This is a genomic window from Pseudonocardia sp. ICBG1034 (assembly GCF_020131375.1).
Lineage (GTDB): Bacteria > Actinomycetota > Actinomycetes > Mycobacteriales > Pseudonocardiaceae > Pseudonocardia > Pseudonocardia alni.
Window position 1 is genome coordinate 157,611 of sequence record NZ_JAHLEK010000015.1, and the last position, 23,265, is coordinate 180,875.

The following is a 23,265-nucleotide window of genomic DNA, read 5'->3' on the forward strand; positions in this document are numbered from 1 at the left end:
GGCCCGGACGGCTAGCGTCCGCGTCATGGCACAGCACGAGGTGAGCAGGTTCGGGCACGTCGATCCCGACGGGCTCCCGCCGGACCTGGCGGAGCGGATCGGCGCGATCGCGGAGCGGTCGGGGTTCGTCCCGAACGTGTTCCGCGCACTGGGGCGGCGCCCGCGGGAGCTGCGGGCGTTCCTGGACTACCACGACGCGCTGATGGACTCCGACGACGGACTGTCCAAGGCCGAGCGCGAGCTGGTCGTCGTCGCCACCTCGGGGGCGAACAACTGCACCTACTGCGTCGTCGCGCACGGCGCGATCCTCCGGGTCCGCTACAAGGACCCGGAGATCGCCGACCGCGTCGCGACCAACCCCTACGCCGTCGAGCTGTCGGAGCGCGAGCGCGCGATCGTCGACCTGGCGCTCCTGGTCGCCCGGAACTCCGAGGCTCTCACCGAGGCCGACCTCGACGACGCCCGCGCCGCGGGGCTGTCCGAGGACGAGATCTGGGACGTCGGCGCGATCACCGCACTGTTCGCGATGTCGAACCGGCTCGCGCACCTGACCGCGCTGCGCCCCAACCCGGAGTTCTTCCTGATGGGGCGCATCCCCCGCGGTTAGAGCACCTTCGACAGGAACGCCCGGGTGCGTTCCTCCTGCGGGTCGGAGAGCACCGCGCGCGGGTCGCCCGACTCGACGATCCGGCCGTCGTCCATGAACACCAGCGCGTCGCCGACCTCGCGGGCGAAACCCATCTCGTGGGTCACGACGATCATCGTCATGCCCTCGCGGGCCAGCTCGCGCATCACGTCGAGCACCTCGCCGACCAGCTCCGGGTCGAGCGCCGAGGTCGGCTCGTCGAACAGCATCAGCTTCGGCTGCATGGCCAGCGCCCTGGCGATCGCCACGCGCTGCTGCTGTCCGCCGGACAGCTGCGCCGGGTAGGCGTCGGCCCGGTCGGCGAGCCCGACCCGGCCGAGCAGCTCCACGGCCCGCTTCCGTGCGGTCGCGCGGGACTCCCGGCGGACGACGACCGGCGCCTCCATCACGTTCTCCGCCGCGGTGCGGTGCGGGAACAGGTTGAAGCGCTGGAACACCATGCCGATCTCGCGGCGCTGCCTGCCGAGCGCGGAGTCGCGCAGCCGGTACAACCTCCCGTTCTCCTCGCGCAGCCCCATGAGCTCGCCGCCCACCCACAGCCGCCCGGTGTCGATCGTCTCGAGGTGGTTGATGCAGCGCAGCAGCGTGGACTTGCCCGAGCCGGACGGCCCGATCACGCAGCAGACCTGCCCGGGCTCGACGACGAGATCGACGCCGCGGAGCACCTCGACGTCGCCGAAGCTCTTGCCGACCGTCTCGGCGCGGACCATCGGGGTCACGAGGTCTTCCCTCCCGTCCGGAACGAGAACAGCCGCACCAGCGGGGTCGCCTCGGTGACGGCACCGGCGACTCCGCGGCCGTAGCGGCGTTCGACGACCCGCTGGCCTGCGGTGAGCAGCGAGGTCAGCAGCAGGTACCAGGCCGCGGCCACGATCAGCAGCGGGATGGTCTGGAAGTTCGTCGAGTAGATCCGCTGCACCGAGGTGAGCAGCTCGGTGTAGCCGATCACGACGACCAGCGACGTCGTCTTCAGCATGCCGATGGTCTCGTTGCCGGTCGGCGGGATGATCACCCGCATCGCCTGCGGGAGCACCACCCGGCGCAGCGTCTGGGCGCGGGTCATGCCGAGCGCCCCGGCGGCCTCGCTCTGGCCCTGGTCGACCGACTGGATGCCGCCGCGCACGATCTCGGCCATGTAGGCGGCCTCGTTCAGCCCGAGGCCCAGCAGGCACGCCAGGAACGGTGTGATCAGCGAGTTCGTGTCGAACACGACGAACTCCGGGCCGAACGGGATGCCCAGCGACAGGTTCGGGTAGAGCGCCGACAGGAAGCTCCAGAACAGCAGCTGTGCGATCAGCGGGGTGCCGCGGAACAGCCACAGGTACACCCCGGCCACCCCGGACAGCACCGGGTTCGGCGACAGCCGCATGACGGCCAGCCCGACGCCGCCGACGATGCCGATCAGCATCGACAGCACGGTGAGCACGAGGGTGTTCGCCAAGCCGTTCAGCACCGGCGCGGAGAACAGGTACTGGGCGACGATCGGCCACCCGAAGTTCTCGTTGGTCAGCAGGGTGTTGACCAGCATCGCGCCCAGGACCGCGAGCACCGCGATCGCGACCCACCGTCCGGGGTGCCGGACGGCGACCGCGTCGCGGGGCTCGGGGCGGGCGCCGGTGGTCGCCGGCTCAGCCACCGTTGATCGAGGACGTGGCGATGGCGCCGTTGGCGACGTTCCACTTGTCGAGGATCTTCGTGTAGGTGCCGTCGTCGATCAGCGACTGGACGGCGCCCTGCACGGCCTGGGCGTACTGGCCGTCGTTCTTCTTCAGCGCGACGCCGTACGGGGCGGTGTCATAGGGCTGCCCGACGACCTCGACGGCGCCGTTCGTGGTGGTCTGCGCGTAGGCCGCGACCGGGGAGTCGGCGAGCATCGCGACGATCCGGTTCGAGTTCAGCGCGAGCGTCACGTCGGTCTGGGCCTGCAGCTCGGTGACCTGGATGGCCGGTCTGCCCTCGTCGGTGCACTTCGTGGTGCGGGCCTGCACGTCCTCGACCTGCACTGTGCCCTGCTGGACGCCGACGGCCTTGCCGCAGAGGTCGTTCGGGTCGATCCCGTCCGGGTTGCCCTTGCGGGTGGCGAGGCTGGTGCCCGCGGAGAAGTAGCCGACCATGTCGAGCACCGTGGTGCGCTCGTCGTTGATGGTGAACGACGAGATGCCGGCCTCGTAGCGGCCGCCGGTGATGCCCGGGATGATCCCGGAGAACTGGCTCTGCTCGAACTTCGCGGTCAGACCCAGCTTCTGGGCGATGGCGTTGCCGAGGTCGACCTCCATCCCGATGATCGTGGTGCCGTCGGGCGCGGTGAACTCGTTCGGCGGGTAGGTCGGGTCGGTGCCGACGACCCACGTGCCGTCCTGCCGCACCTCGGCAGGCACCATCGCCGCGAGCCGGTCGTCCTCGGCGACGGCCGGGATCGGCGCATCGGTGCCGGTGGCCTCGGCGGAGCCACCTCCCCCGCTGCCGTCGCCGCCGGCACCACAGCCGGTCAGGACCAGTGCGGTCAGTGCGGACAGCGCGATCCCGGTCAGGGAACGGACACTGCGGGTCCTCGCAGTCGTCATGCGGTTGCCTTCCAGGTGAGGCGGGGTCGAACGGCGGGGATCCTGCCACTTGCCGACGGGTCACCGCCGCCCGCACGGTCGATCCGTTACGTGCTCGTCGTACGCCGGTGGAACGCCGCGCCGGTCCGTGCCCGTTCGCCTACTGTTGGTGCGACGACCGAGCGCCGCGGGATCGACGCGGTGCCGCACCGTCACGGAGGTCCTCCACGATGTCGCTGTTCCGCAGACTCACCGTTCTGGCAGGAGCGGTCGAGGCCGCCCGCCGCTACGCCCGGTCCAACCCGGACAAGGCGGGCAAGGCCCTCGACTCCGCCGCCCAGTTCGTCGACAAGCAGACCAAGGGCAAGTACACGAACCAGATCGCCGGGGCCGCGCGCAAGGCGAAGGACGCGGCGGGCATCCCGCAGCCCGGCTACGGCTACGGCGCGCCGGGCACCACCCCGCCCGCCCCGGGCCGCCCGGCCGCCGGGAACCCGCCGTACCCGGCGGGCGGTGCGGACGCGCCGACGCAGCGCACCCCGCAGCAGCCCCCGGCGTTCCCGCCGCCGGACCCGGAGCGCCCGCACGGCGCCTGACCCGCTCCCGCGACGGTCCCGGCCGGGTGCCGGGACCGTCGTCTGTGGACGTCCGACGATCCGTCGTCCACCCGTCGACCTGCGCGGCACCGGTTCTCCTCGGGGCCGGTGACGTGCCAGGATCGGCGGTGACGCCCCTGCGCGTCCCGGGGCCCGCACCACCCGCACGGGCCCGGAGCCGACGCTCCCGGGCGTGATCCCGCCCGGTGCGACCGAGGAGGTCTGCCGTGGACGTACCCCAGGCGTGGATACCGACCGATCCGCGATCCCGGCCCAGCCACGACCAGGTCGTCGCCGGGCTGAAGGGCGTCGACGAGGGCGGGCCGGAGCTCGTCCAGCTGCTCACCCCCGAGGGCGAGCGGGTGCCCGACGAGCGCTTCGACCGCTACGCCGCCGACATCACCGCCGGGGACCTGCAGTCGCTCTACCGCGACCTCGTCCTGGTCCGGCGGGCCGACCGCGAGGGCAACTCCCTGCAGCGCCAGGGCGAGCTCGGCCTCTGGGTGCCGCTGCTCGGCCAGGAGGCCGCGCAGGTCGGCTCCGGCCGCGCGCTCGCACCCGAGGACATGTGCTTCCCCAGCTACCGCGAGCACGGCGTCGCCTGGTGCCGCGGGGTCGACCCGACCGAGCTGCTCGGCATCTTCCGCGGCACCGACCACGGCACCTGGGACCCGGTCGCGACCCGGTTCCACCCGTACACGATCGTCATCGGCAACCAGTGCCTCAACGCCGCCGGCTACGCGATGGGCCAGCGCTTCGAGTCGAAGGTCGGCGACCGGGACACCGGAGAGGCCACCATCTGCTACTTCGGCGACGGCGCCACCAGCCAGGGCGACGTCCACGAGGGCTTCGTCTGGGCCGCCGCTTACGACGCGCCGCTGGTCTTCTTCTGCCAGAACAACCAGTGGGCGATCTCGGTGCCGGCCGAGCGTCAGACCCGGGTGCCGCTCTACCAGCGCGCCCGCGGCTACGGCTTCCCCGGCGTCCGGGTGGACGGCAACGACGTCCTCGCCTGCCTCGCCGTCACCCGCTGGGCGCTCGACGAGTGCCGCACCGGCAACGGCCCGGTGCTGATCGAGGCGTTCACCTACCGGATGGACTCCCACACCACCTCCGACGACGCGACCCGCTACCGGCTCGCCGACGAGGTCGAGCTGTGGAAGCTCAAGGACCCGATCGAGCGGGTCCGGGTGCACCTGACCCGCCGGCACGGCGTCGGCGCCGACTTCTTCGACGCCGTCGAGGCCGAGGCCGACGAGCTCGGCGAGCGGATGCGGGCGTTCTGCCGGGCGATGGCCCAGCCCGGTCCGGAGCGGATGTTCTCCCAGGTCTACGCCGAGGCGTCGCCGACGGTGGAGCGCCAGCGCGAGGAGTTCCTGGCCTACCACGCGTCGTTCGCGGACCAGGAGGACTGAGCCGTGCCGACCACGATGGCGAAGGCGCTCAACGACGGCCTGCGTGCCGCGATGGAGCGCGACCCCAAGGTGCTGGTCATGGGTGAGGACGTCGGCCGGCTCGGCGGCGTCTTCCGCATCACCGACGGGCTGCAGAAGGACTTCGGCGAGCAGCGCGTGCTCGACACCCCGCTGTCGGAGTCCGGGATCATCGGCGCCGCGATCGGGCTCGCGGTGCGCGGCTTCCGGCCGGTCTGCGAGATCCAGTTCGACGGGTTCGTCTTCCCCGGCTACGACCAGATCGTGTCCCAGCTGGCGAAGCTGCGGTACCGGACCCAGGGCCGGGTGCCGGTGCCGGTCGTCGTCCGGATCCCCTACGGCGGCGGGATCGGTGCCGTCGAGCACCACTCCGAGTCGCCCGAGTCGCTGTTCGCACACGTCGCGGGCCTGAAAGTGGTCACGTGCTCGACCCCGTCGGACGCGCACTGGATGATCCAGCAGGCCATCCTCTCGGACGACCCGGTGATCTTCTTCGAGCCGAAGCGCCGGTACTGGGAGAAGGGCGGGCTCGACGGCGCCGACCTGGCGTCGGCGTACCCGCTGCACGCGTCGCGGGTGGTGCGGCCGGGCTCGACGCTGACCGTCGCCACCTACGGGCCGATGGTGAGGACCTGCCTCGACGCGGCCGCCGCGGCCGCCGAGGAGGGCCGCGAGCTCGAGGTGGTCGACCTGCGGTCGCTGTCCCCGCTCGACCTCGGGCCGGTCGCGGACTCGGTGCGCCGCACCGGACGGCTGGTCGTGGTGTCCGAGGCGCCCGCGGAGTCGTCGGTGACCTCCGAGGTCGCCGCCCGGATCCAGCAGGAGTGCTTCTTCTCGCTGGAGGCACCGGTGCTCCGCGTGACCGGTTTCGACACGCCCTACCCGCCGTCGCGGCTGGAGGACGAGTACCTGCCGGACCTGGACCGGGTGCTCGATGCCGTCGACCGTTCCCTGGCCTGGTGAGGAGGAGCACATGCGTGAGCACTTCAAACTGCCCGACGTCGGCGAGGGCCTGACCGAGGCCGAGATCGTCGCCTGGCGGGTGGCGCCCGGGGACACGGTCGCGGTGAACGACGTGATCGTGGAGATCGAGACGGCGAAGGCGGCCGTGGAGCTTCCCTCGCCGTGGGCCGGGACGGTCGGGGAACTGCTGGCCGAGCCGGGCGCGACCGTCGCGGTGGGGACGCCGATCATCGCGATCGAGACCGGTGGGTCCGCGCCCGACGCCGGCGCCGACACCGGTGCGAAGATCGGTGAGGCGGGCAGGGACGGACGGATCGCGACGCTCGTCGGGTACGGGCCGCGGCAGGGCTCCGCCCGGCGACGGCCCCGGCGCGAGCCCACCGCCTCCGCTGCGCCGGCCGGGTCCGTCGCCGCGGGGGCCCCCGTCGCCGCCGGGGTCCCGGACGCCCCGGGGCCGGGCGCGGCCCCCGTCCCGTCGCCCCAGCAGTCGCTCGGGTCGCCCGAGCAGGCCGCTCCCGGGACGTCCACCGGAGCCGACCCGGGAGCCGGGGGCTCCGACGGACGGGCCGGGGGCTCCGACGGCCGGGCCGGGGGCGACGCGGTCGGACCGCGTGCCGCCCGGGTCCCGCTCGCTCCGCCGCCGGTCCGGCTGCTCGCACGGGAGCTCGGCGTCGACCTGCGGGCGGTGACGGGGACCGGGCGGGACGGCCGGGTCACCCGGGAGGACGTGCACGCCGCCGCGTCGGGGGCCGGGCTCACGGGTGCCGGGAACGGCGCTGCGGGCGACGACCGGGGCGCCGGAGCGGGCGCTGCCGGCACGTCCGCCGGGTCGCCGGTCGCCGGGGGCCTCGCCGCGGCAGGTGCCGCTGCCGGTGGTCCCGCCGCGGGGGGCGCCGCTGCCGGGTATCTCGCCGGCGCCGCGACCTCCGGTGCCGCGCCGGACGGCTCGGGCCCCGGCGACCCGGGACTCGCCGCCGGGCCGGGCACCGCCGCCGGGCCGGGCACCGCCGCCGGGCCGGGCACGACCATCGCCCGGCCCACCGAGGACCGGCGTGAGCCCATCCGCGGCGTCCGGAAGGCCACCGCCGCGGCGATGGTCGCGAGCGCGTTCACCGCGCCGCACGTCACCGAGTTCCTCGACGTCGACGTCACCGAGATGATGGCCCTGCGCGACCGGCTGCGGGCCTCGCGCGAGTTCGCCGGGGTCAAGCTGACCCCGCTGGCGTTCGTCGCGAAGGCGGCCTGCCTCGCCGCCGCGCGGACCCCGGCGGTCAACGCCGGCTGGGACGAGCGCGCCGGCGAGATCGTCTACTACGCCCGCGTCCAGCTCGGCATCGCCGCCGCGACGCCGCGTGGGCTCGTCGTCCCCAAGATCCGCGACGCGGACACGCTCACCCTGCGCGGCATGGCCGACGCGCTCACGACGCTCACCGACACCGCCCGTGCGGGCCGGACCGCCCCGGCCGACCTGGTCGGGGGCACGTTCACGATCACCAACGTCGGCGTGCTCGGCGTCGACACCGGGACGCCGATCATCAACCCCGGCGAGGCCGCGATCCTCGCGGTGGGGTCGATCAAGCCCGCCCCCTGGGTCGTCGACGGCGAGCTGGCCGTGCGCACCGTGTGCCGGCTGGCGCTCTCGTTCGACCACCGCCTCGTCGACGGGGCCGAGGGCTCGCGGTTCCTCGCCGACGTCGGCGCGCTGCTGCACGACCCCGGGGTCGCCTTCACCTGGTGACCTGGGGAGATCATCCGAGGATCCCGGGGGACCGATCCGGGGAATTCGGGCGATCCGGGAGCAGAACGGCATGCCCGTGCGTTGTACGGGCATGCCGTTCGTGCTGCTCTACGTCGTGCTCGAGATCGTCGCGCTCGCCGGGCTGATCGCGTGGATCGGACTGGGCTGGACCCTGCTGGTCCTGCTCGCCGGGTCCGTGATCGGGCTCCTGCTCGCCCGCCGGGAGGGCGTCCGCGCCGCCCGCGCGCTCGCCACCGCTGTGCAGCGCGGGAAGCTGGCGCACGAGGAGGCGACCGACGGGCTGCTCGTCGCCGCCGGTGGCATCCTCATCTTCCTGCCGGGCCTGATCACCGACGTGCTCGGTCTCGCCCTGGTGTTCCCCCCGACGCGGGCCCTGGTCCGGCGTCGCATGGTGAACGCCGCCGAGCGGGCCGCACCGAGTCTGCGCACCGCGCGGATCCGCTACGGCGCGACCGTGGTCGAGGGGGAGACCGTCACCGAGCCGCGCTCGGCGCGCGCGTACCCGCGCATCACCGGCCCCGCCGCGGGCACCGGACCGGTCGTCGACGGCGAGGTCGTGGACGGTCCCGGCCGCACCTGACCCGTCACGGGGACTCGCGACGCGTGGTCGCCCGGCGCACCCCGCACGCGGTCTCCGCACCCCGTGCGGAGGGTGTGACGGCGGCACCGGGGGTGCGACGGCCGGGCGCGGCAGGTCCGGGTCGGGGTGGTGGACGGCGGGGGCGTTCGGGGGTCGCCCCCGCCGTCCTTCTCACCAGCCGGGGCGCGCTCCTGCGAGCAGGCTGCGCAGGCTCTCCAGCCGTCGGCGACGCAGCGTGATCGGCTTCATCCGCAGCGTCGAGTGATGCATCCGGTCGGCGCGGTGCCGTCCGCGGTGTCGGCCCACAGCGCTCTCCTCCCGGGCGTAGTCACGTGCGACAGGGTGGTGCACGCCTCAGAGTGTTGCTGGTCAACCGCGGTCGCGGAAGGTCGCCGGGCGCGGGCCACCGGATCGTGAGGACAACGTCGGCATTCATCGGCCCCGCTCGCACGGTGCGTTCGCGGCGGACCGCACGGGCGATGCCGGAGCCGGCCCGGACGGGCATCGTGACCACGCTGTGTGACCGAGGTCGTCGCTGGGCCGCCCGGGTGGCGGGGCCGCGACACGCCGTCGTCGTCTACGGAATTCCGAAGAGCGACGGATACCGTCCTCGCATGGACCCGGTGCGCAACCCGTTCGCCCCCGGCGCCGGGCAGCGCCCGCCGGAGCTGGCCGGCCGGGACCGAGAGGTGGACGCCTTCGAGATCGTCCTGGAGCGGGTCGCCCGCGGTCGCCCGGAGCGGAGCCTGGTGCTCACCGGGCTGCGCGGCGTCGGCAAGACGGTGCTGCTCGGCGAGCTGCGCTCGATGGCGATGCACGCCGGCTGGGGCGCCGGGAAGATCGAGGCCCGCCCGGACGCCGACCTGCGCCGTCCGCTGTCCGCGGCGCTGCACCGCGCGATCCGCGACCTCGCCGTCCGGCACCGGGCCCCCGAGCGCATCGACGAGGTACTGGGCGTGCTCAAGGCGTTCGCGCTGCGGTCGTCGCCCGAGGGCACGAAGCTGCGGGAGCGCTGGCAGCCCGGCATCGACGTCCCGGTGAAGAACGGGCGCGCGGACTCCGGGGACATCGAGATCGACCTCGTCGAGCTGTTCACCGAGGTCGCGGAGCTGGCCCAGGACGTCGGCTCCGGCATCGCGCTGCTGATCGACGAGATGCAGGACCTGCGGCCCGAGGACGTCTCCGCGCTCTGCGCCGCCTGCCACGAGCTGTCCCAGGCCCGGGTGCCGCTCGTCGTCGTCGGGGCGGGGCTGCCGCACCTGCCCGCGGTGCTGTCGGCGTCGAAGTCCTACTCGGAGCGGCTGTTCAAGTACTCGCGGATCGACCGGCTGGACCGCTCCGACGCCGACTTCGCGCTGATCGCCCCGGCCGAGCGCGAGGAGGCGACCTTCGACCAGGAGGCCCTCGACGACCTCTACGTCCGCTCGGGCGGCTACCCCTACTTCGTGCAGGCCTACGGCAAGGCCGCCTGGGACGCCGCACCGACCAGCCCGATCGGCGTGAAGGACGTCGAGATGGCCGCCCCCGAGGCCGAGGCCGAGCTCGCGGTCGGCTTCTTCGGCTCGCGCTTCGAGCGGGCGACGCCCGCGGAGCGCGAGTACCTGCGGGCGATGGCCGAGCTGACCGACGGGGAGGACCACCCCGTCGAGACGTCGCTGGTGGCCAAGCACCTGGACCGGCGCGCGTCGTCGCTGTCCCCGGCGCGCGACAGCCTGCTCAAGAAGGGTCTGGTGTTCTCCGCCCAGCGCGGCCAGATCGCCTTCACCGTGCCGCACTTCGGGCGGTACCTGCTCGCCAACACCTGAGCCCCGCTGCTCCGGACGAGTGAAAACTGTTTGCGGTGTAACAGATCGTCGTATCGGTGCGAAACCCCTGCTGAGCCCCGCGGCGCCACCCGACCCCCGACTCGGTAGCGCCGCGGGGCGTTCCACGTTCGGGGCATGCTCTCGCTTGTGCCGGGCGCCGCCGGGGGCGTCAGGGGTCACCCGTAGCATCGGCCCGGTGGCCGAGCCCAAACTCGAGATCCAGATGCTCCATGACCGGGTCATGATCAAGAGGGTCGAGGGTTCCGGCGAGCGACGGAGCTCGGCCGGAATCGTGATCCCGGCAACCGCACAGGTCGCCAAGCGTCTGGTCTGGGGAGAGGTGGTCGGGGTGGGACAGCACGTGCGCACGGTGAAGGCCGGCGACCGCGTCCTGCTCGCCCCGGAGGACCAGTACGAAGTCGAGATCGCCGGCGTCGGGCACCTGGTCATGCGCGAGCGGGACCTGCACGCGGTGGCCTCCGAGGCCACCCAGCACGGGACCGGTCTCTACCTCTGACCCCCCGGGTCGCGCCGGTCCGCACGGACCCGCGGCCCACCCGGTTCGACAGCGGTGTCGACGCAGTCGACGACGCCGGTCGCGATGACAGAGTCGATGGCAGTGCGGAAAGGAAGTCCCACGTCATGCCCGAGCGCCCTCCCTCGTCCGACGACGCGGACGAGCGGCCGGTGACGTCCGCGCCGGAGCCGGGAGACCCGCAGAGCGGTGACGCCGCCGGTGCCGGTCGCCCCGTGATGCCCGCCCGCCGTCCCGCGCCAGGTCCCGCTGCCCCCGCCTCGCCGCAGGCGCCGCAGGGCGCCCCCGCGCCGCAGGGCGCCACCGAGGTCCCGGCCGCCGACGTGTCCGGTCCCGCCGACCCGGCCGAGGCCGCTGAGCAGGCGCCGCCGGAGTCCCCCGCGGCCCGCACCGTCGTCGGGCAGGCGACCACCGCGGACGGCCCGGCCGCCCCGTCGCCCGCTCCGCACCAGCAGGCCCCCGCGCCGCAGCGCCCGGAGTCCGGCCCGGTCGCCCCGCAGCCGTCCGGCGGCGCCCCGGCCCCCGCGGGCTCCGCCGCGCCGCAGCCCGGCCCCCGGGCGGCCGGTGCGCCGGACGCGACCCGCCCGGTCCCCCCCACCCCCGAGGGGCAGGACCAGGACACCGTCCGCGTCGCTCCGCTCAGCGAGCAGCGCACCCAGGTCCTGCCCCGGGTCACCCCGGCCGCGGCCGCGATGCCGCCCGCGGGCGACGCCGCGGAGCAGACCGCCCGCATCCACACCGGCGGCCCGGGCGCGGGCACCGCGGTCGTCGGTGCCGGCGCGACCGGCCCCGCGGGCGCGACCGGTCCGGGTGGGCCGGGAGGCCCCGGTGGTCCCGGCGGCCCCGGTGGTGGCGACGGGCACGGCGACGGCGAGGGCGGTGACGGCCCGCAGCGCAAGCGCCCGGTCGGCCTGATCGTCGCGGCCGCCGCGCTCGGCGTGCTCGTCCTCGGCTACGTCGGCGACCTCGCGCTGAGCTCCGGCAGCGTGCCGCGTGGCGTCGTCGTCGCCGGTCAGCAGATCGGCGGCATGTCGCGCGCCCAGGCCACGGAGACGCTGCAGGCCGCGATCGAGCCCCGCTCCTCCGCGCCGGTGCCGGTCCAGGCCGGTGAGGTCCGCTCCGAGATCGACCCGAAGGCAGCGGGCCTGCAGGTCGACTACGCGCGCACCCTCGACGAGGCGGGCGAGCAGCCGCTGAACCCGATCACCCGGATCTCCTCGTTCTTCACCACCCGTGAGGTCGGGGTGGTCAACTCCGCCGACGACCGCGCCGTGCGCACCGCGCTGGAGCAGATGGCCCCGCTGGTCATGAAGGAGCCCAAGGAGGGCTCGGTCCAGTGGCAGGGCGTCACCCCGACCCCGGTCGCGCCGGAGCCCGGCCAGCAGCTCGACGTCGACGCGGCCGTCGGCGTCGTCGAGGAGCAGTGGGCCTCCGGCGAGCCGGTGCAGCTCCCGCTGATCGTCGAGCAGGCCGTCACGACCCCGGCCGACGTGCAGAAGGCGATCGACGAGGTCGCCAAGCCCGCCGTCGCCGGCCCGCTGACGATCACCGGTGAGGGCGCGAACGCGACCATCACCCCGGAGGACATCACGACCGCGCTCAGCTTCACCGCGGACCCGGAGGGGCCCGTGAAGCTGAAGCCGGTGATCGCGAACAAGACCCTCGAGGACATCGCGCAGCCGCAGCTGGCGAGCACCGAGAAGCCCGGCGTCGACGCCCAGCTCGACTTCGCCGCGACCCCGCCGCGGGTCGTCCCGTCGCAGGACGGGCGCGGCGTCGACTACGACGCCACCTTCGCGAACGTGCTGCCGATCCTCACCGGCCAGGGCGAGCGCACCGTCGCGGCGGTCTACGCGAACAAGCCGGCCGAGATCACCACGGCCGACCTGGAGTCGCTGGGCAACGCCACCGAGATCTCGACGTTCACCACCGGCGGGTTCGCCGCCGACTCGGGGCAGAACATCAAGCGCGCGGCCGAGGCCATCAACGGCCAGATCGTGCAGCCCGGCGAGACGTTCAGCCTCAACGGCGTCAGCAACCCCCGCAACGCCGCCAACGGCTACGTCGAGGCCGGCATCATCGAGGACGGCCACCCGGCGCGCGGCGTCGGTGGTGGTGTCTCCCAGCTCGCGACGACGCTGTACAACGCGTCGTACTTCGCCGGTATGACCGACGTCGAGCACAAGGAGCACAGCTACTACATCAGTCGTTACCCGGTGGCCCGCGAGGCGACGGTCTTCAACGACCTCATCGACGTCAAGTTCCGCAACGACGGCCCGACCCCGGTGCTGATCCGCACGGCGTGGACGCCCAGCAACGTCACCGTCTCGTTCATCGGGCAGAAGATGTACGAGGTCACCTCGGCGACCGGGCCGCGGACGAACCCGACCCAGCCGCAGGTCGTCAACATCCCGGCCGGTCAGCCGTGCAGCGCCAGCAAGGGCTCGCCCGGCTTCACCGCGACCGACACCCGGACCATGCGCAATGTGCAGACCGGGGAGACGACCAGCAAGACGCGGACGGTCAAGTACAACCCTCAGCCGATCGTGCAGTGCGGCGGCTGATCCGGTGATCGTCCCCGTCAGGGGATGACGAGACCCAGGTCACATTCGTACCCTGATCCCTCCAGTCGTCGGACAGCGAGGGATCGGGGTACCCCATGCGCATCGCGGACGTTCTGAGGAACAAGGGCAGCGCGGTCAGCACCGTGGCGCCGGAGGACTCGATGGGCGAGGTGCTGCGCGCGATCGCCGAGCGGAACCTCGGCGCACTGCCCGTCGTCGACGGGGACCGTCTGGTCGGCATCGTCTCCGAGCGGGACGTGGTGCGTCGGCTGCACAGCCACGGTGCCGCGCTGCTCGACGCGCGGGTGGCCGAGGTGATGACCACCGAGGTGGTCACCTGCTCGCCCGACGACGGCGTCGGCGACCTCGCCCGGATCATGACCGACCGCCGGGTGCGGCACCTGCCGGTGATCGTCGACGGGGCGCTGGCCGGGATCGTGTCCATCGGCGACCTGGTCAAGGCCCGGATGGACATGCTGGAGCAGGAGCGCGAGCAGCTGGAGAGCTACATCGCGCAGTAGGGGCACGACGAGGAAGGGCCCCGGGCGGGGAGTCCGCGCCCGGGGCCCTTCGTCATCGGGGCCGGATCAGAACGAGGCCTCGTCGAGCTCCATGAGCTCGTTGTCGGCGTTCGCGATGATCGCCTTGTCCGAGGTCAGGCGGGGCAGCACGGACTTCGCGAAGAAGGTCGCGACGCCGACCTTGCCCTCGTAGAAGGCCCGGTCCTTCGCGGAGACGCCGTCGGTGCCCAGCGCGGCGAGCGCGACGGTGGCCTGGCGCAGCAGCAGCCAGCCGACGAGCAGGTCGCCGACCGCCATCAGCAGCCGCACGGTGTGCTGGCCGACCTTGTACAGCTCGGTGACGTCCTTGGTGGAGCCGTAGAGGTAGCCGGTCAGCGTGCCGAGCATCCCCTGCACGTCGGTCAGCGCGGTACGCAGGAGCTCGCGCTCCTCCTTGAGCCGGCCGTTGCCCGCGTCGGAGTCGATGAACGCCTGGACCTCGCCCGCGACGTGCGCGAGCGCCTGGCCGTTGTCCCGGACGATCTTGCGGAACAGGAAGTCCTGGGACTGGATCGCGGTGGTGCCCTCGTAGAGGGAGTCGATCTTGGCGTCCCGGATGTACTGCTCGATCGGGTAGTCCTGCAGGAAGCCCGACCCGCCCAGGGTCTGCAGCGACTGCACGAGCTGCTCGGTGGCGCGCTCGGAGCCGACGCCCTTGACGATCGGCAGGAGCAGGTCGTTGACCTTCTCCGCGAGCGCGGCGTCCTCGCCACCGAGGCGCACCGTGTCCTGGAACGTCGCGGTGTAGATGTAGACGGCCCGCATGCCCTCGGCGTAGGCCTTCTGCAGCATCAGGCTGCGACGGACGTCCGGGTGGTGGGTGATCGTGACCCGCGGCGCGGTCTTGTCGGTCATCGTCGTCAGGTCCGCGCCCTGGACGCGCTCCTTGGCGAACTCGAGCGCGTTGAGGTAGCCGGTCGACAGGGTGCCGATGGCCTTGGTGCCGACCATCATCCGGGCGTACTCGATGACCTGGAACATCTGGGCGATGCCGTCGTGCACGTCGCCCAGCAGCCAGCCGACGGCCGGGGTGCCGTGGGCACCGAAGGTCAGCTCGCAGGTCGTGGAGGCCTTGAGGCCCATCTTGTGCTCGACGTTGGTCACGAAGGCGCCGTTGCGCTCGCCCGGCTCGCCGGTCTCGGTGTCGAAGTGGAACTTCGGCACCAGGAACAGCGACAGGCCCTTGGTGCCCGGCTTTCCGCCCTCGGGGCGGGCCAGCACCAGGTGCATGATGTTCTCGGTGAAGTCCTGCTCGGCCGAGGTGATGAAGCGCTTCACGCCCTCGATGTGCCAGGTGCCGTCGTCCTGCTGGATCGCCTTGGTGCGGCCGGCGCCGACGTCGGAGCCCGCGTCCGGCTCGGTCAGCACCATGGTGGCGCCCCAGCCGCGGTCGATCATCAGCTGGGCCCAGCGCTTCTGCTCCTCGTTGCCGTTCTTGTAGAGGATCGAGGCGAAGTTCGGGCCGGCCATGTACATGAAGATGGCCGGGTTGGAGCCGCACATCAGCTCGGCGGCGGCCCACTGCACGGACGGCGGGATGCCCATGCCGCCCAGCTCGTTCGGCAGGCCGAGGCGCCACCACTCGCCGTCCCAGAGGACCTTGTAGGCGTCCTTGAGCTCCTGCGGGGTGGTGACCGTGTGGTCCTCGGGGTGGAAGACCGGCGGGTTGCGGTCGATCGTGGCGTAGTGCTCGGCGAGCGGGCCGGTGCAGACGGTCGACAGCTCCGACAGCACGCCCTTGGCGGTGTCGACGTCGACGTCCTCGAAGGGTCCCGTCCCGAGGTGGTCCTGTACCTCGAACACCTCGAAGAGGTTGAACTCGAGGTCGCGCACGTTGCTCTTGTAGTGGCCCATCCGTCCTTCACCGCCGTTCGTGCCAGGGCCGATCGACTTACCGGCCGGTAACTGACTCCAGAGTATTACTGACCGGTAACAAGAGCAAGGTGCAGCTGCGTCGTCAGGGACCGCCCACCCGTGTGACGCGCTCGACCGGCGCGCCCGCGCCGTCCTTTTCGCGTGAACCGAGAGAATGCGGAGTCGCACGGGACGTATGTGGCGTGTGTGACGGAGGCGGTGCCGGCGGCGCCGCCGAAGGGGGCAGCAGCGATGGGCGAGCCGGGACAGAGCTGGAGCCGCCGCGGGCTGCTGGTCGGGGGTGCGGTCGCCGGCGCGGGCCTGGTCCTGCCCGGCCGGGCGTTCGCCGGGCCACCGCCGACCACCGACCCCGCTCCGCCCGCCACGGGTCCGGTGCCCGGCCCGTCGGCCGTCCCGGGGCCGGACGGCATGCCCGGCCCGGCCGGTGCCGGTCCGCTCGCCGAGGGCGTGCCGGTCCCCTACATCGCGCGCTGCCTCGAGTGGGGCGCGCGCAAGCCGAAGTTCCCGCCGAAGATCTGGGACCGGCGCCCGATCCGGATCCTGGTTCACCACACGGCCGGGGCGAACACGAACGACTACAGCGTCGGCGCCGCGCACCGGATGGCCAGGGCGATCCAGAACCACCACATGGACCGCAACGGCTGGCTCGACTCGGGGCAGCACTTCACCATCTCGCGCGGCGGGCACGTGATGGAGGGCAGGCTCTGGAGCCTCGGCGAGCTGAACGGGGGCCGCCGCGTCGTCGAGGGGGCGCACTCGCCCGGCCAGAACGTCATCGCGATCGGCATCGAGAACGAGGGCACCTACATGGGGGTCGACCCGACCCCGGCGCTGTGGAACTCGCTGCGCGTCACCTGCGCCTACATCTGCCTGCGCTACGGCATCGCCCCGACCGAGCTCTACGGCCACCGCGACTACCGCAACACCCTCTGCCCGGGTGACCGTCTCTACGCCGCGCTGCCCCGGCTGCGCCGCGAGGTGGCGGGGCTGCTGGGCAGGCGGCTCTCGCGCACCCAGTCGACCAAGGCGAGCTGGCCGCTGCTGCGCACCGGCGATCGCGGCCCGATGGTCGAGGCGGCCCAGTACCTGCTGCGCGACGCCGGGTCGCTGACCGGGAAGCCCGACGGCCGGTTCGACGACCGCACCGCGGCCGCGGTGAGTGAGTTCCAGCGCGCGCACCGCGCCGACGACGTCAACGGCCTGCTCGGCGGGGAGACCTGGCCGGAGCTGGCCCGCACGGTGCGCGCGGGCACCGAGGACGACGCCGCCCGTGCCGTCGAGGTGCTCGCGGCGGCACGACGGGTGGAGAGCGTGCCCGACGTCGTCGACCACCCGCAGTGGCAGAAGCTGCTCGGGACCTCCGGCAGCGCCGTCCCGGACGCGCAGGACCCGCAGGGCGTGTTGAACCGCTGAGGGCCCGGCCCCGGGCGGAGCGCGCGCACGGACGGGTGACGGCCTGCCGCTAGTCTCGCCCGGTGCTGAACCGCTGCCCCGCGTGCGACGCGCCCGCGAGCGACCCGTTCTTCTCCGCGACCGGGCTGCCGGTGCACGGCACCGCGGTGCTTCCCGACCCGGTCTCGGCGCGTTCCGTGGCCACCGGTGACCAGGTGCTCGTGCTGTGCGAGCGCTGCGGGCTGGTGTTCAACCGCGACTTCGACCCGGGGTTGCTCGACTACACCGGCGACCACGAGGAGTCCCAGCACCACTCACCCCGCTTCGCCGCCTACGCCGCGGAGGTCACCGCGGACTGGGTGGCGCGGTTCGGGCTGGCCGGGCGGCACGTCGTCGAGGTGGGGTGCGGATCCGGTGACTTCGCCGCCGAGCTGCTCGGCGCCGGCGTCGGCCGGGTGACCGGGATCGACCCGCACTTCGTGCCGCAGCGGGTCCGCCCGGAGCTGGCGGACCGGCTCACCGCCGTCCCCGCGGAGTTCGCCCGTGACCAGGTCGAGCCGGACACCGCCGCACTGGTCTGCCGGCACACCCTGGAGCACATCCCCGACCTCGCCGTCTTCGGCGCGGAGCTGTACGCCGGGCTGCGTCGCGGCGGCGGCCGGGCGCTGCTCGCCGAGGTGCCCGACCTGGGCCGGATCCTCGACGAGGGTGCCTTCTGGGATCTGCAGTACGAGCACTGCTCCTACTTCACCCCGGCGACGATGCGGACGTTCCTGACCGGGGTCGGCTTCTCCGACCCGCAGGTGCGGCTGACCTACGCCGACCAGTACGTCGTGGCCGAGGCGGGGCCGGAGGGGACGCCGGGCGCGCCCGAGCTGGAGCCGCACCTGCGCGAGGCGCTGCGCGGCGCCTGCCGGGACTTCGCGACCCGGGTGTCGGACCAGGTCGGACGGTGGCGGGAGTGGCTCGGCGACCGGGCCGCGACCGGCGACGAGGTGGTCGTCTGGGGTGGCGGGGCGAAGGGGCTGACCTTCCTCAACGTCGTCGAGGGCGGGGCGGAGGGGACCGGCGCGGTCGGCGCGGTCGTCGACATCAACCCCGGCCTGCAGGGGCGGTTCATGGGCGGGCTCGGGCTGCCGATCCGCGCCCCGAAGGACCTGCTGGACTCGCCCCCGCGGTCGGTACTGCTGATGAACCCGGTCTACACCGGCGAGGTGCGTGCCACGCTCGACGAGCTGGGGCTCACCTCGACCGAGCTGCTGGCGGTGTAGCCAGGCGTCGCACGACGGCCAGGTCCTCCGGGCTTGCGACGTGCAGGTTCGCCGGGTCCCCCGGCACCGTCACCACGCGGTGGCCGAGCGCGGCGAGCATCCCGGAGTTCTCCACCGGCCGGGGCGCGTCGGCGTGCGCGGCACGCAGCACGTCCGCGCGGAACGCCTGCGGCGACTGCGTGACCACCGCGTCCTGCTTGGGGAGGGTGTCGACGACGACGCCGTCGCGCACCCGCTGCACCACCTCCAGCAGCGGGACGACCGGCACCGCCCCGTCGGCGCCCGCCCGCACGGCCTCGACCACCTCGGTGAAGATCCGGTCGGCGGCGAGCGGGTGCGCCGGGTCGGCGAGAACCAGGACCCCCGCCTCGACGGGCACGACGGCCAGCCCGGCCCGCAGGGACTCCGACTGGTGGTCCCCGCCGACGGCGAGCGCGTCGACCGGCTCGCCGTCCCAGTCCACCCCGGACGGCAGCACCAGCGCGACCCGGTCACAGGTGCGCCGGGCGGCGGCGACGGTGTGGTCGACCAGCCGGGACCCGGCCAGCTCGTCGAGCTGCTTCAGCCGGCCGTAACGGAGCCCCCGGCCGCCCGCCAGCACGATCGCCCACACGTGGTCACGCACTCCGGTGATCCTGCCGGGTCCGGCGGAGGAACCGGACACCGCACCCGATAGCCTCGGCCGTCCCCGATCGGGCGACCCGATCGGGCGGCGGGAGGGGCGGACGAGGATGGCGGCACCGACGACGTCCCCCACGCCCGCCGCGTCGACCGGCCCGCTCGCCGGGGCCCCCGCCGCGGTCGCGCTGGTCCGGGCCGTCGCCGAGGACCCGGACGCACCGCGCCTGGTGGCCGTCACCGGCCCCGCCGGTGCGGGCAAGTCGACCGTGCTGCGCGAGCTGGTCCGGGTGTGGACCGAGGCCGGCGCCGGGCAGGACGTCACGGTCGTCGACGACGCCCACGAGCTCGGCGACGACGAGCTCGCCGACCTGCGCGGGCGTGCGGGCCGTCCGGGCGCCCGGCTGGTCGTCGCGTTCCGTCCGTGGCCGCGCAGCCGCGCGCTGGCCCGGCTCGGCGCGACGCTGGCCGCCGCCGCGCCGCCGCTGGTCCTGGGCGCGCTCGACGCCGCCGGGATCGCCGCCCGGGCCGCCCGCGTCGCCGGGGTCCGGATCTCCGACGAGGCCGTCCGGGTCGTCGCCGAGCGCACCGCCGGGGCTCCAGTGCTGGTCGACCGGCTGCTCGCCCACGGACGGGTCGGCGGTCCGGTGCCGCCGCAGCTCGCCGAGCAGATCGGCTACGCCGTCGACGCCGAGGACCCGCGGGTGGTCGAGCTGGTCACCGCGCTCGCGCTCGGCGCCCCCGTCGACGGCGAGGTGCTCGTCCCGCTGCTCGGGATCTCCGACGCGGCCGGCATCGGCGTCGGCGCCGAGATCGCCGAGCTCGACGAGCTGTCCGGCCGGGCCGTCGCCGCCGGGCTCTGCACCCCCGACGGGCGGGTCGTGCCGCTGGTCGCCGAGGCGATCCGCACCCGGGTCGCGCCGGCCCGGCGGGCCGAGCTGCGCCGCCACCTCGCCGAGATCGAGCTCGACCGTGGCGGGAGCGTGCTCGCCGTCGCCCGCACCCTGCGCGGGTCCGGGGCCACCGGGGAGCGCGCGGCCGCGGTGTTCCGGGCCGCCGCGGCCGAGGCGGCCCGCGCGGAGAGCCCGGACGCGGCCCGGTTCTACGCCGAGGCCGTCGCCGCGGGGGCGCCCCCGCTGACCGTCGCCGCGCACCGCGCGCAGGCCCACCTGGTCGCGGGGGACCTCGACGGCGCGCTCGGGCACGCGGACTCGGTGCTGTCCGCGACCGACGCCGTCGAGGCCGAGGACGCCGTCCGCGCCGGGTCGGTCGCGGCCGCCGTCCTCGCCCGGCGGGGCCTGCTGGCACGCAGCGCCGAGCTGTACCGGTGGACCGCGGCGGTGTCCGGGGAGCGCCCGCCCGCGGCGGCCGTGCCCGTGCTGATCGGGACCGGGGCGCTGGAGGAGGCCCGCGCCGTCGTCGGGGTCGACGGCTCCGGGTTCGTCGCCGGACGCGCGCCCACCCTCGTCGACGGCGCCGACGCCCTCACCGCCCGCGGCATGCTCGACTCGGTCGAGGGCTCCCCGACCGCCGCGCTGTCCGGCCTGGCCCGCGCCGCCGGTCTGCTGGAGACCGCGCACGGCGCCGCCCTGCTGCCCGACACCCCGGCCGCGCTGGCCGCGCTGGTGGCGGTGCACACCGGGGAGTTCGACGTCGCCGCGTCCGTGCTGGACCGCGCCCTGCGGACCGGGCTCGGCGGGGCACCCGCCCGGGCCCGGCACCGGCTGCTGCTCGGCTGGATCGCGCTGCTGCGCGGCGCGACCGGGCCGGCGTCGGAGCGGCTCGCCGCCGTCGACGCGGGCGACGACCCTCTCGAGCCGCGTGACGAGTTCCTCGCCGCCGCGCTGCAGGTCGCGATCGCCCGTCGCCAGTCCGACCTCGGTGCGCTGATGCGGTCCTGGACCCGGGCCCGGCAGGCGATCGTCCGCCACCCGGTCGACCTCTACGTGCTGCAGCCGCTCGGGGAGCTGGTGACCGCGGCGTCGCGGCTGCGGGAGGAGAGCTGGGTGGCCCCGCACCTCGCCGAGGCCGACGCGCTGCTCGACCGGCTCGGCCGCCCCGCGCTGTGGGCCGCCCCGCTGCACTGGGCGCGGCTGCAGGCCGCGGTGCTCACCGACGACGTCGAGACCGCCCGCGCCCGCTCCGACGAGCTGCAGAGCGCCGCCTGCGGCAGCCGCTTCGCCCACGCCATGGCGACGGCGGCCCCGCACTGGGTGGGCGTGCTGGAGGACCGGGTCGACGCGGCCGAGGTCGAGGCCGCCGCCCGCGGGCTGCACGCCGTCGGCCTGTCCTTCGACGGCGGCCGCCTCGCCGGGCAGGCGGCACTGCGCACCGGGGACCGGCGTGCGGTGTCGGCCCTGCTGGCCTGCGCGCGGGCGCTGCAGGCGGCGGGGACGGACCTGCGCCAGGGGACCGTCCCGCCGCCGGCGGAGGAGCCCGGCCCGGTCGCGGAGGGACCCGCCGTCGCGACCCCGGCGCCCGTCGAGGCCGCCCCGGAACCGTCCGGGTCGGGTCTGCTGTCCGAGCGCGAGCTGGAGGTCGCCGAGCTCGTCGTGCAGGGGCGCACCCAGCGCGAGATCGGTGAGGCGCTGTTCATCTCGGCGAAGACCGTCGAGCACCACGTGGCCCGGATGCGTCAGCGTCTCGGCGTGGGCGGCCGCAGCGAGCTGCTCGACGAGCTCCGCCGGATCCTGGGCGACCGCGGCTGACCCCGCCCGGTCAGGGCAGGATCGAGTCGACGTAGCCGCCGTCCACGCGGACCGCGGCCCCGGTCGTGGCCGAGGCCAGCGGCGACGCCAGGTAGGTCACCATGTGGGCGATCTCCTCGGGCTCGATCAGCCGCTGGATCAGCGACTGGGGCCGGTGGGCGCGCATGAACTCGCGCTGCGCCTCGTCCCAGGGCAGGGCCGGGTCCACCAGCTGGTACACGAAGTCCTCGACGCCCGCGGTGTGCGTCGGCCCGGCGATCACCGAGTTGACGGTGACCCCGCTGCTGGCCGCCTCCTTGGCGAACCCGCGGGACAGCGCGAGCAGCGCCGTCTTGGACACGCCGTAGTGGATCATCTCGGCCGGGATGACGACCGCGGAGTCGCTGGCGATGTTCTGGATGCGGCCCCAGCCGCGGTCGCGCATGCCGGGCAGGTAGGTCCGGATGAGGCGGGCCGCGGTGAGGACGTTGACCTCGAAGTAGCGGCGCCAGTCGTCGTCGGTGATGGTGAGGGCTTCCTGGGCACCGAAGACGCCCAGGTTGTTGACCAGGACGTCGACCTCGGGCAGCTCCGTCGCCAGGGTCGCGGTGCCGTCGTCGGTGGTGACGTCGGCCGCCACGCCGACGACCTCTCCGCCGGACTCGTCGCGCACCCGGGCGACGGCCGCGTCGACCCGTTTCGCGGTCCGGCCGTTGACCGCGACCCGGGCGCCCGTGCGGGCGAGGTCGACGGCGATGGCGAGTCCGATGCCCTGGGTGGAGCCGGTGACGAGGGCGGTCCGGCCGGTGAGGTCGAGGTGCATGGCTGTCTCTTTCCAGGAGTCGGGGTGGCCGTCTCGTATCGTGGTGTCGGCACGTGCAACAGTCGGCGCACGCCGGTAGTTGCACACGCTGGTTATTGCCGACGCCGACAACGTAGCACCGTGACCCGGGCCGAAGGGGAGGCACACCATGTCGCTCGACGACGACGCGGTCGAGACGCGGGCGCGGGGGTGGCGCACCCTGGCCGCCCTGCACGCCCGGCTGGAGGACGACCTGGGGCGGGCGTTGCAGCGCTCCTACGGGCTGTCGGTGGTGGAGTACACCGTGCTCGACGCGCTGGCCCGCCAGGACGGCTTCCACCTGCGGATGGCCCAGCTCTCGTCGGTGGTCGTCCTCAGCCAGTCGGCGACGACCCGGCTGGTCGGCAGGCTGGAGGACCGGGGGCTGCTGCAGCGGTACCTGTGCCCCACCGACCGCCGCGGGATCTACACCGAGCTCACCGAGCAGGGGCGCCGGCTCCTGGAGAGCGCCCGTCCGGGCCACGACCGGGCGTTGGAGCAGGCGCTGGCCGATGCGGCGACGCGCCCCGAGCTGGCCCTGCTGGTCGCGGCGCTGCACGCCCTCGACGCGACGCCCTGATCCCTCGGCCCTGATCC

Annotated in this window: 21 protein-coding genes; 14 read left to right on the forward strand and 7 right to left on the reverse strand. The window is 74.2% G+C overall.

From position 1 onward, the window contains the following. The first annotated feature begins 25 nt into the window (after positions 1-25). Positions 26-607 carry a peroxidase-related enzyme gene (locus KPF22_RS02290; protein WP_073576096.1) on the forward strand — a complete coding sequence of 194 codons (582 nt, stop codon included), beginning with the start codon at positions 26-28 and terminating at the stop codon, positions 605-607. Here KPF22_RS02290 and KPF22_RS02295 read toward each other — a convergent pair. From KPF22_RS02295 to KPF22_RS02305, 3 genes are read right to left on the reverse strand one after another with little or no spacing between them, the layout of a single operon-like run. Further along, a complete protein-coding gene (locus KPF22_RS02295; protein ID WP_307799466.1) occupies positions 604-1,365 on the reverse strand; it encodes an amino acid ABC transporter ATP-binding protein in 762 nt (253 codons plus the stop codon). The genes KPF22_RS02290 and KPF22_RS02295 overlap by 4 nt on opposite strands. Then, the gene (locus tag KPF22_RS02300; protein WP_224401067.1) at positions 1,362-2,282 is read right to left on the reverse strand and encodes an amino acid ABC transporter permease; all 921 of its coding nucleotides are present in this window, start codon (positions 2,280-2,282) and stop codon (positions 1,362-1,364) included. The genes KPF22_RS02295 and KPF22_RS02300 overlap by 4 nt, the downstream gene beginning before the upstream one ends. After that, positions 2,275-3,210 carry an ABC transporter substrate-binding protein gene (locus KPF22_RS02305; RefSeq protein ID WP_224401068.1) on the reverse strand — a complete coding sequence of 312 codons (936 nt, stop codon included), beginning with the start codon at positions 3,208-3,210 and terminating at the stop codon, positions 2,275-2,277. Before KPF22_RS02305 ends, KPF22_RS02300 begins: the two co-directional genes overlap by 8 nt. A 209-nt stretch (positions 3,211-3,419) precedes the next feature. On the opposite strand from KPF22_RS02305, the gene KPF22_RS32920 reads away from it, so the two are divergent. The 5 genes from KPF22_RS32920 to KPF22_RS02330 all read left to right on the forward strand — a co-directional run bounded on the left by KPF22_RS32920 (position 3,420) and on the right by KPF22_RS02330 (position 8,520). Next, the gene (locus KPF22_RS32920) at positions 3,420-3,785 is read left to right on the forward strand and encodes an antitoxin (protein WP_073576094.1); all 366 of its coding nucleotides are present in this window, start codon (positions 3,420-3,422) and stop codon (positions 3,783-3,785) included. A gap of 227 nt (positions 3,786-4,012) precedes the next feature. Beyond that, positions 4,013-5,200: a pyruvate dehydrogenase (acetyl-transferring) E1 component subunit alpha gene (pdhA, locus tag KPF22_RS02315; RefSeq protein WP_224401069.1), complete on the forward strand. Its 1,188-nt coding sequence runs from the start codon at positions 4,013-4,015 to the stop codon at positions 5,198-5,200. Positions 5,201-5,215: 15 nt separating this feature from the next. Further along, complete coding sequence (locus KPF22_RS02320) at positions 5,216-6,181, forward strand: alpha-ketoacid dehydrogenase subunit beta (RefSeq protein WP_224402361.1); 966 nt, start codon at positions 5,216-5,218, stop codon at positions 6,179-6,181. A 10-nt stretch (positions 6,182-6,191) separates the two neighbouring features. Next, the gene (locus KPF22_RS02325) at positions 6,192-7,919 is read left to right on the forward strand and encodes a dihydrolipoamide acetyltransferase family protein (RefSeq protein ID WP_224401070.1); all 1,728 of its coding nucleotides are present in this window, start codon (positions 6,192-6,194) and stop codon (positions 7,917-7,919) included. Positions 7,920-7,989: 70 nt separating this feature from the next. Beyond that, a complete protein-coding gene (locus KPF22_RS02330) occupies positions 7,990-8,520 on the forward strand; it encodes an FxsA family protein (RefSeq protein WP_224401071.1) in 531 nt (176 codons plus the stop codon). A gap of 171 nt (positions 8,521-8,691) precedes the next feature. Here KPF22_RS02330 and KPF22_RS31790 read toward each other — a convergent pair whose 3' ends face one another. Next, positions 8,692-8,826: a hypothetical protein gene (locus KPF22_RS31790; RefSeq protein WP_255497807.1), complete on the reverse strand. Its 135-nt coding sequence runs from the start codon at positions 8,824-8,826 to the stop codon at positions 8,692-8,694. A gap of 308 nt (positions 8,827-9,134) precedes the next feature. Between KPF22_RS31790 and KPF22_RS02335 the strand changes: the two genes are divergently transcribed. From KPF22_RS02335 to KPF22_RS02350, 4 genes are all read left to right on the forward strand, one after another. Next, a complete protein-coding gene (locus KPF22_RS02335) occupies positions 9,135-10,325 on the forward strand; it encodes an ATP-binding protein (protein ID WP_224401072.1) in 1,191 nt (396 codons plus the stop codon). 196 nt (positions 10,326-10,521) lie between these two features. Next, positions 10,522-10,842: a co-chaperone GroES gene (locus KPF22_RS02340; RefSeq protein ID WP_043276256.1), complete on the forward strand. Its 321-nt coding sequence runs from the start codon at positions 10,522-10,524 to the stop codon at positions 10,840-10,842. Between the two features lie 125 nt (positions 10,843-10,967). Then, positions 10,968-13,424, forward strand: coding sequence for a VanW family protein (locus tag KPF22_RS02345; RefSeq protein WP_224401073.1), 2,457 nt, complete (start codon positions 10,968-10,970; stop codon positions 13,422-13,424). Positions 13,425-13,519: 95 nt separating this feature from the next. Beyond that, the gene (locus tag KPF22_RS02350) at positions 13,520-13,945 is read left to right on the forward strand and encodes a CBS domain-containing protein (RefSeq protein ID WP_224401074.1); all 426 of its coding nucleotides are present in this window, start codon (positions 13,520-13,522) and stop codon (positions 13,943-13,945) included. Positions 13,946-14,011: 66 nt separating this feature from the next. On the opposite strand, the gene KPF22_RS02355 is transcribed toward KPF22_RS02350, so the two are convergent. After that, complete coding sequence (locus KPF22_RS02355) at positions 14,012-15,838, reverse strand: acyl-CoA dehydrogenase (RefSeq protein ID WP_224401075.1); 1,827 nt, start codon at positions 15,836-15,838, stop codon at positions 14,012-14,014. Between the two features lie 207 nt (positions 15,839-16,045). On the opposite strand from KPF22_RS02355, the gene KPF22_RS02360 reads away from it, so the two are divergent. Together KPF22_RS02360 and KPF22_RS02365 are read left to right on the forward strand one after the other, a co-directional pair. Next, positions 16,046-17,272, forward strand: a complete 1,227-nt coding sequence (locus KPF22_RS02360) for an N-acetylmuramoyl-L-alanine amidase (RefSeq protein WP_224401076.1) — start codon at positions 16,046-16,048, stop codon at positions 17,270-17,272. Between the two features lie 62 nt (positions 17,273-17,334). Beyond that, positions 17,335-18,522 carry a class I SAM-dependent methyltransferase gene (locus KPF22_RS02365; protein WP_224401077.1) on the forward strand — a complete coding sequence of 396 codons (1,188 nt, stop codon included), beginning with the start codon at positions 17,335-17,337 and terminating at the stop codon, positions 18,520-18,522. On the opposite strand, the gene KPF22_RS02370 is transcribed toward KPF22_RS02365, so the two are convergent. Further along, positions 18,494-19,147 carry a 2-C-methyl-D-erythritol 4-phosphate cytidylyltransferase gene (locus tag KPF22_RS02370; protein WP_224401078.1) on the reverse strand — a complete coding sequence of 218 codons (654 nt, stop codon included), beginning with the start codon at positions 19,145-19,147 and terminating at the stop codon, positions 18,494-18,496. The genes KPF22_RS02365 and KPF22_RS02370 overlap by 29 nt on opposite strands. A 106-nt stretch (positions 19,148-19,253) precedes the next feature. Between KPF22_RS02370 and KPF22_RS02375 the strand changes: the two genes are divergently transcribed. Next, positions 19,254-21,848, forward strand: a complete 2,595-nt coding sequence (locus tag KPF22_RS02375) for a helix-turn-helix transcriptional regulator (RefSeq protein WP_224401079.1) — start codon at positions 19,254-19,256, stop codon at positions 21,846-21,848. A 10-nt stretch (positions 21,849-21,858) separates the two neighbouring features. Here KPF22_RS02375 and KPF22_RS02380 read toward each other — a convergent pair whose 3' ends face one another. Continuing rightward, complete coding sequence (locus tag KPF22_RS02380; RefSeq protein WP_224401080.1) at positions 21,859-22,650, reverse strand: SDR family NAD(P)-dependent oxidoreductase; 792 nt, start codon at positions 22,648-22,650, stop codon at positions 21,859-21,861. 148 nt (positions 22,651-22,798) lie between these two features. Between KPF22_RS02380 and KPF22_RS02385 the strand changes: the two genes are divergently transcribed. After that, positions 22,799-23,248: a MarR family winged helix-turn-helix transcriptional regulator gene (locus KPF22_RS02385; RefSeq protein ID WP_224401081.1), complete on the forward strand. Its 450-nt coding sequence runs from the start codon at positions 22,799-22,801 to the stop codon at positions 23,246-23,248. Positions 23,249-23,265: the final 17 nt, after the last annotated feature.

Coding starts and splice junctions, on each gene's coding strand:
- KPF22_RS02325 (WP_224401070.1), top strand. CDS start 6,192: ATGCGTGAGCACTTCAAACTGCCCGACGTCGGCGAGGGCCTGACCGAG.
- KPF22_RS02375 (WP_224401079.1), top strand. CDS start 19,254: ATGGCGGCACCGACGACGTCCCCCACGCCCGCCGCGTCGACCGGCCCG.
- KPF22_RS02320 (WP_224402361.1), top strand. CDS start 5,216: ATGGCGAAGGCGCTCAACGACGGCCTGCGTGCCGCGATGGAGCGCGAC.
- KPF22_RS02330 (WP_224401071.1), top strand. CDS start 7,990: ATGCCCGTGCGTTGTACGGGCATGCCGTTCGTGCTGCTCTACGTCGTG.
- KPF22_RS02355 (WP_224401075.1), bottom strand. CDS start 15,838: ATGGGCCACTACAAGAGCAACGTGCGCGACCTCGAGTTCAACCTCTTC.
- KPF22_RS02385 (WP_224401081.1), top strand. CDS start 22,799: ATGTCGCTCGACGACGACGCGGTCGAGACGCGGGCGCGGGGGTGGCGC.
- KPF22_RS02350 (WP_224401074.1), top strand. CDS start 13,520: ATGCGCATCGCGGACGTTCTGAGGAACAAGGGCAGCGCGGTCAGCACC.
- KPF22_RS32920 (WP_073576094.1), top strand. CDS start 3,420: ATGTCGCTGTTCCGCAGACTCACCGTTCTGGCAGGAGCGGTCGAGGCC.
- KPF22_RS02345 (WP_224401073.1), top strand. CDS start 10,968: ATGCCCGAGCGCCCTCCCTCGTCCGACGACGCGGACGAGCGGCCGGTG.
- KPF22_RS02290 (WP_073576096.1), top strand. CDS start 26: ATGGCACAGCACGAGGTGAGCAGGTTCGGGCACGTCGATCCCGACGGG.
- KPF22_RS02380 (WP_224401080.1), bottom strand. CDS start 22,650: ATGCACCTCGACCTCACCGGCCGGACCGCCCTCGTCACCGGCTCCACC.
- KPF22_RS02305 (WP_224401068.1), bottom strand. CDS start 3,210: ATGACGACTGCGAGGACCCGCAGTGTCCGTTCCCTGACCGGGATCGCG.
- KPF22_RS02335 (WP_224401072.1), top strand. CDS start 9,135: ATGGACCCGGTGCGCAACCCGTTCGCCCCCGGCGCCGGGCAGCGCCCG.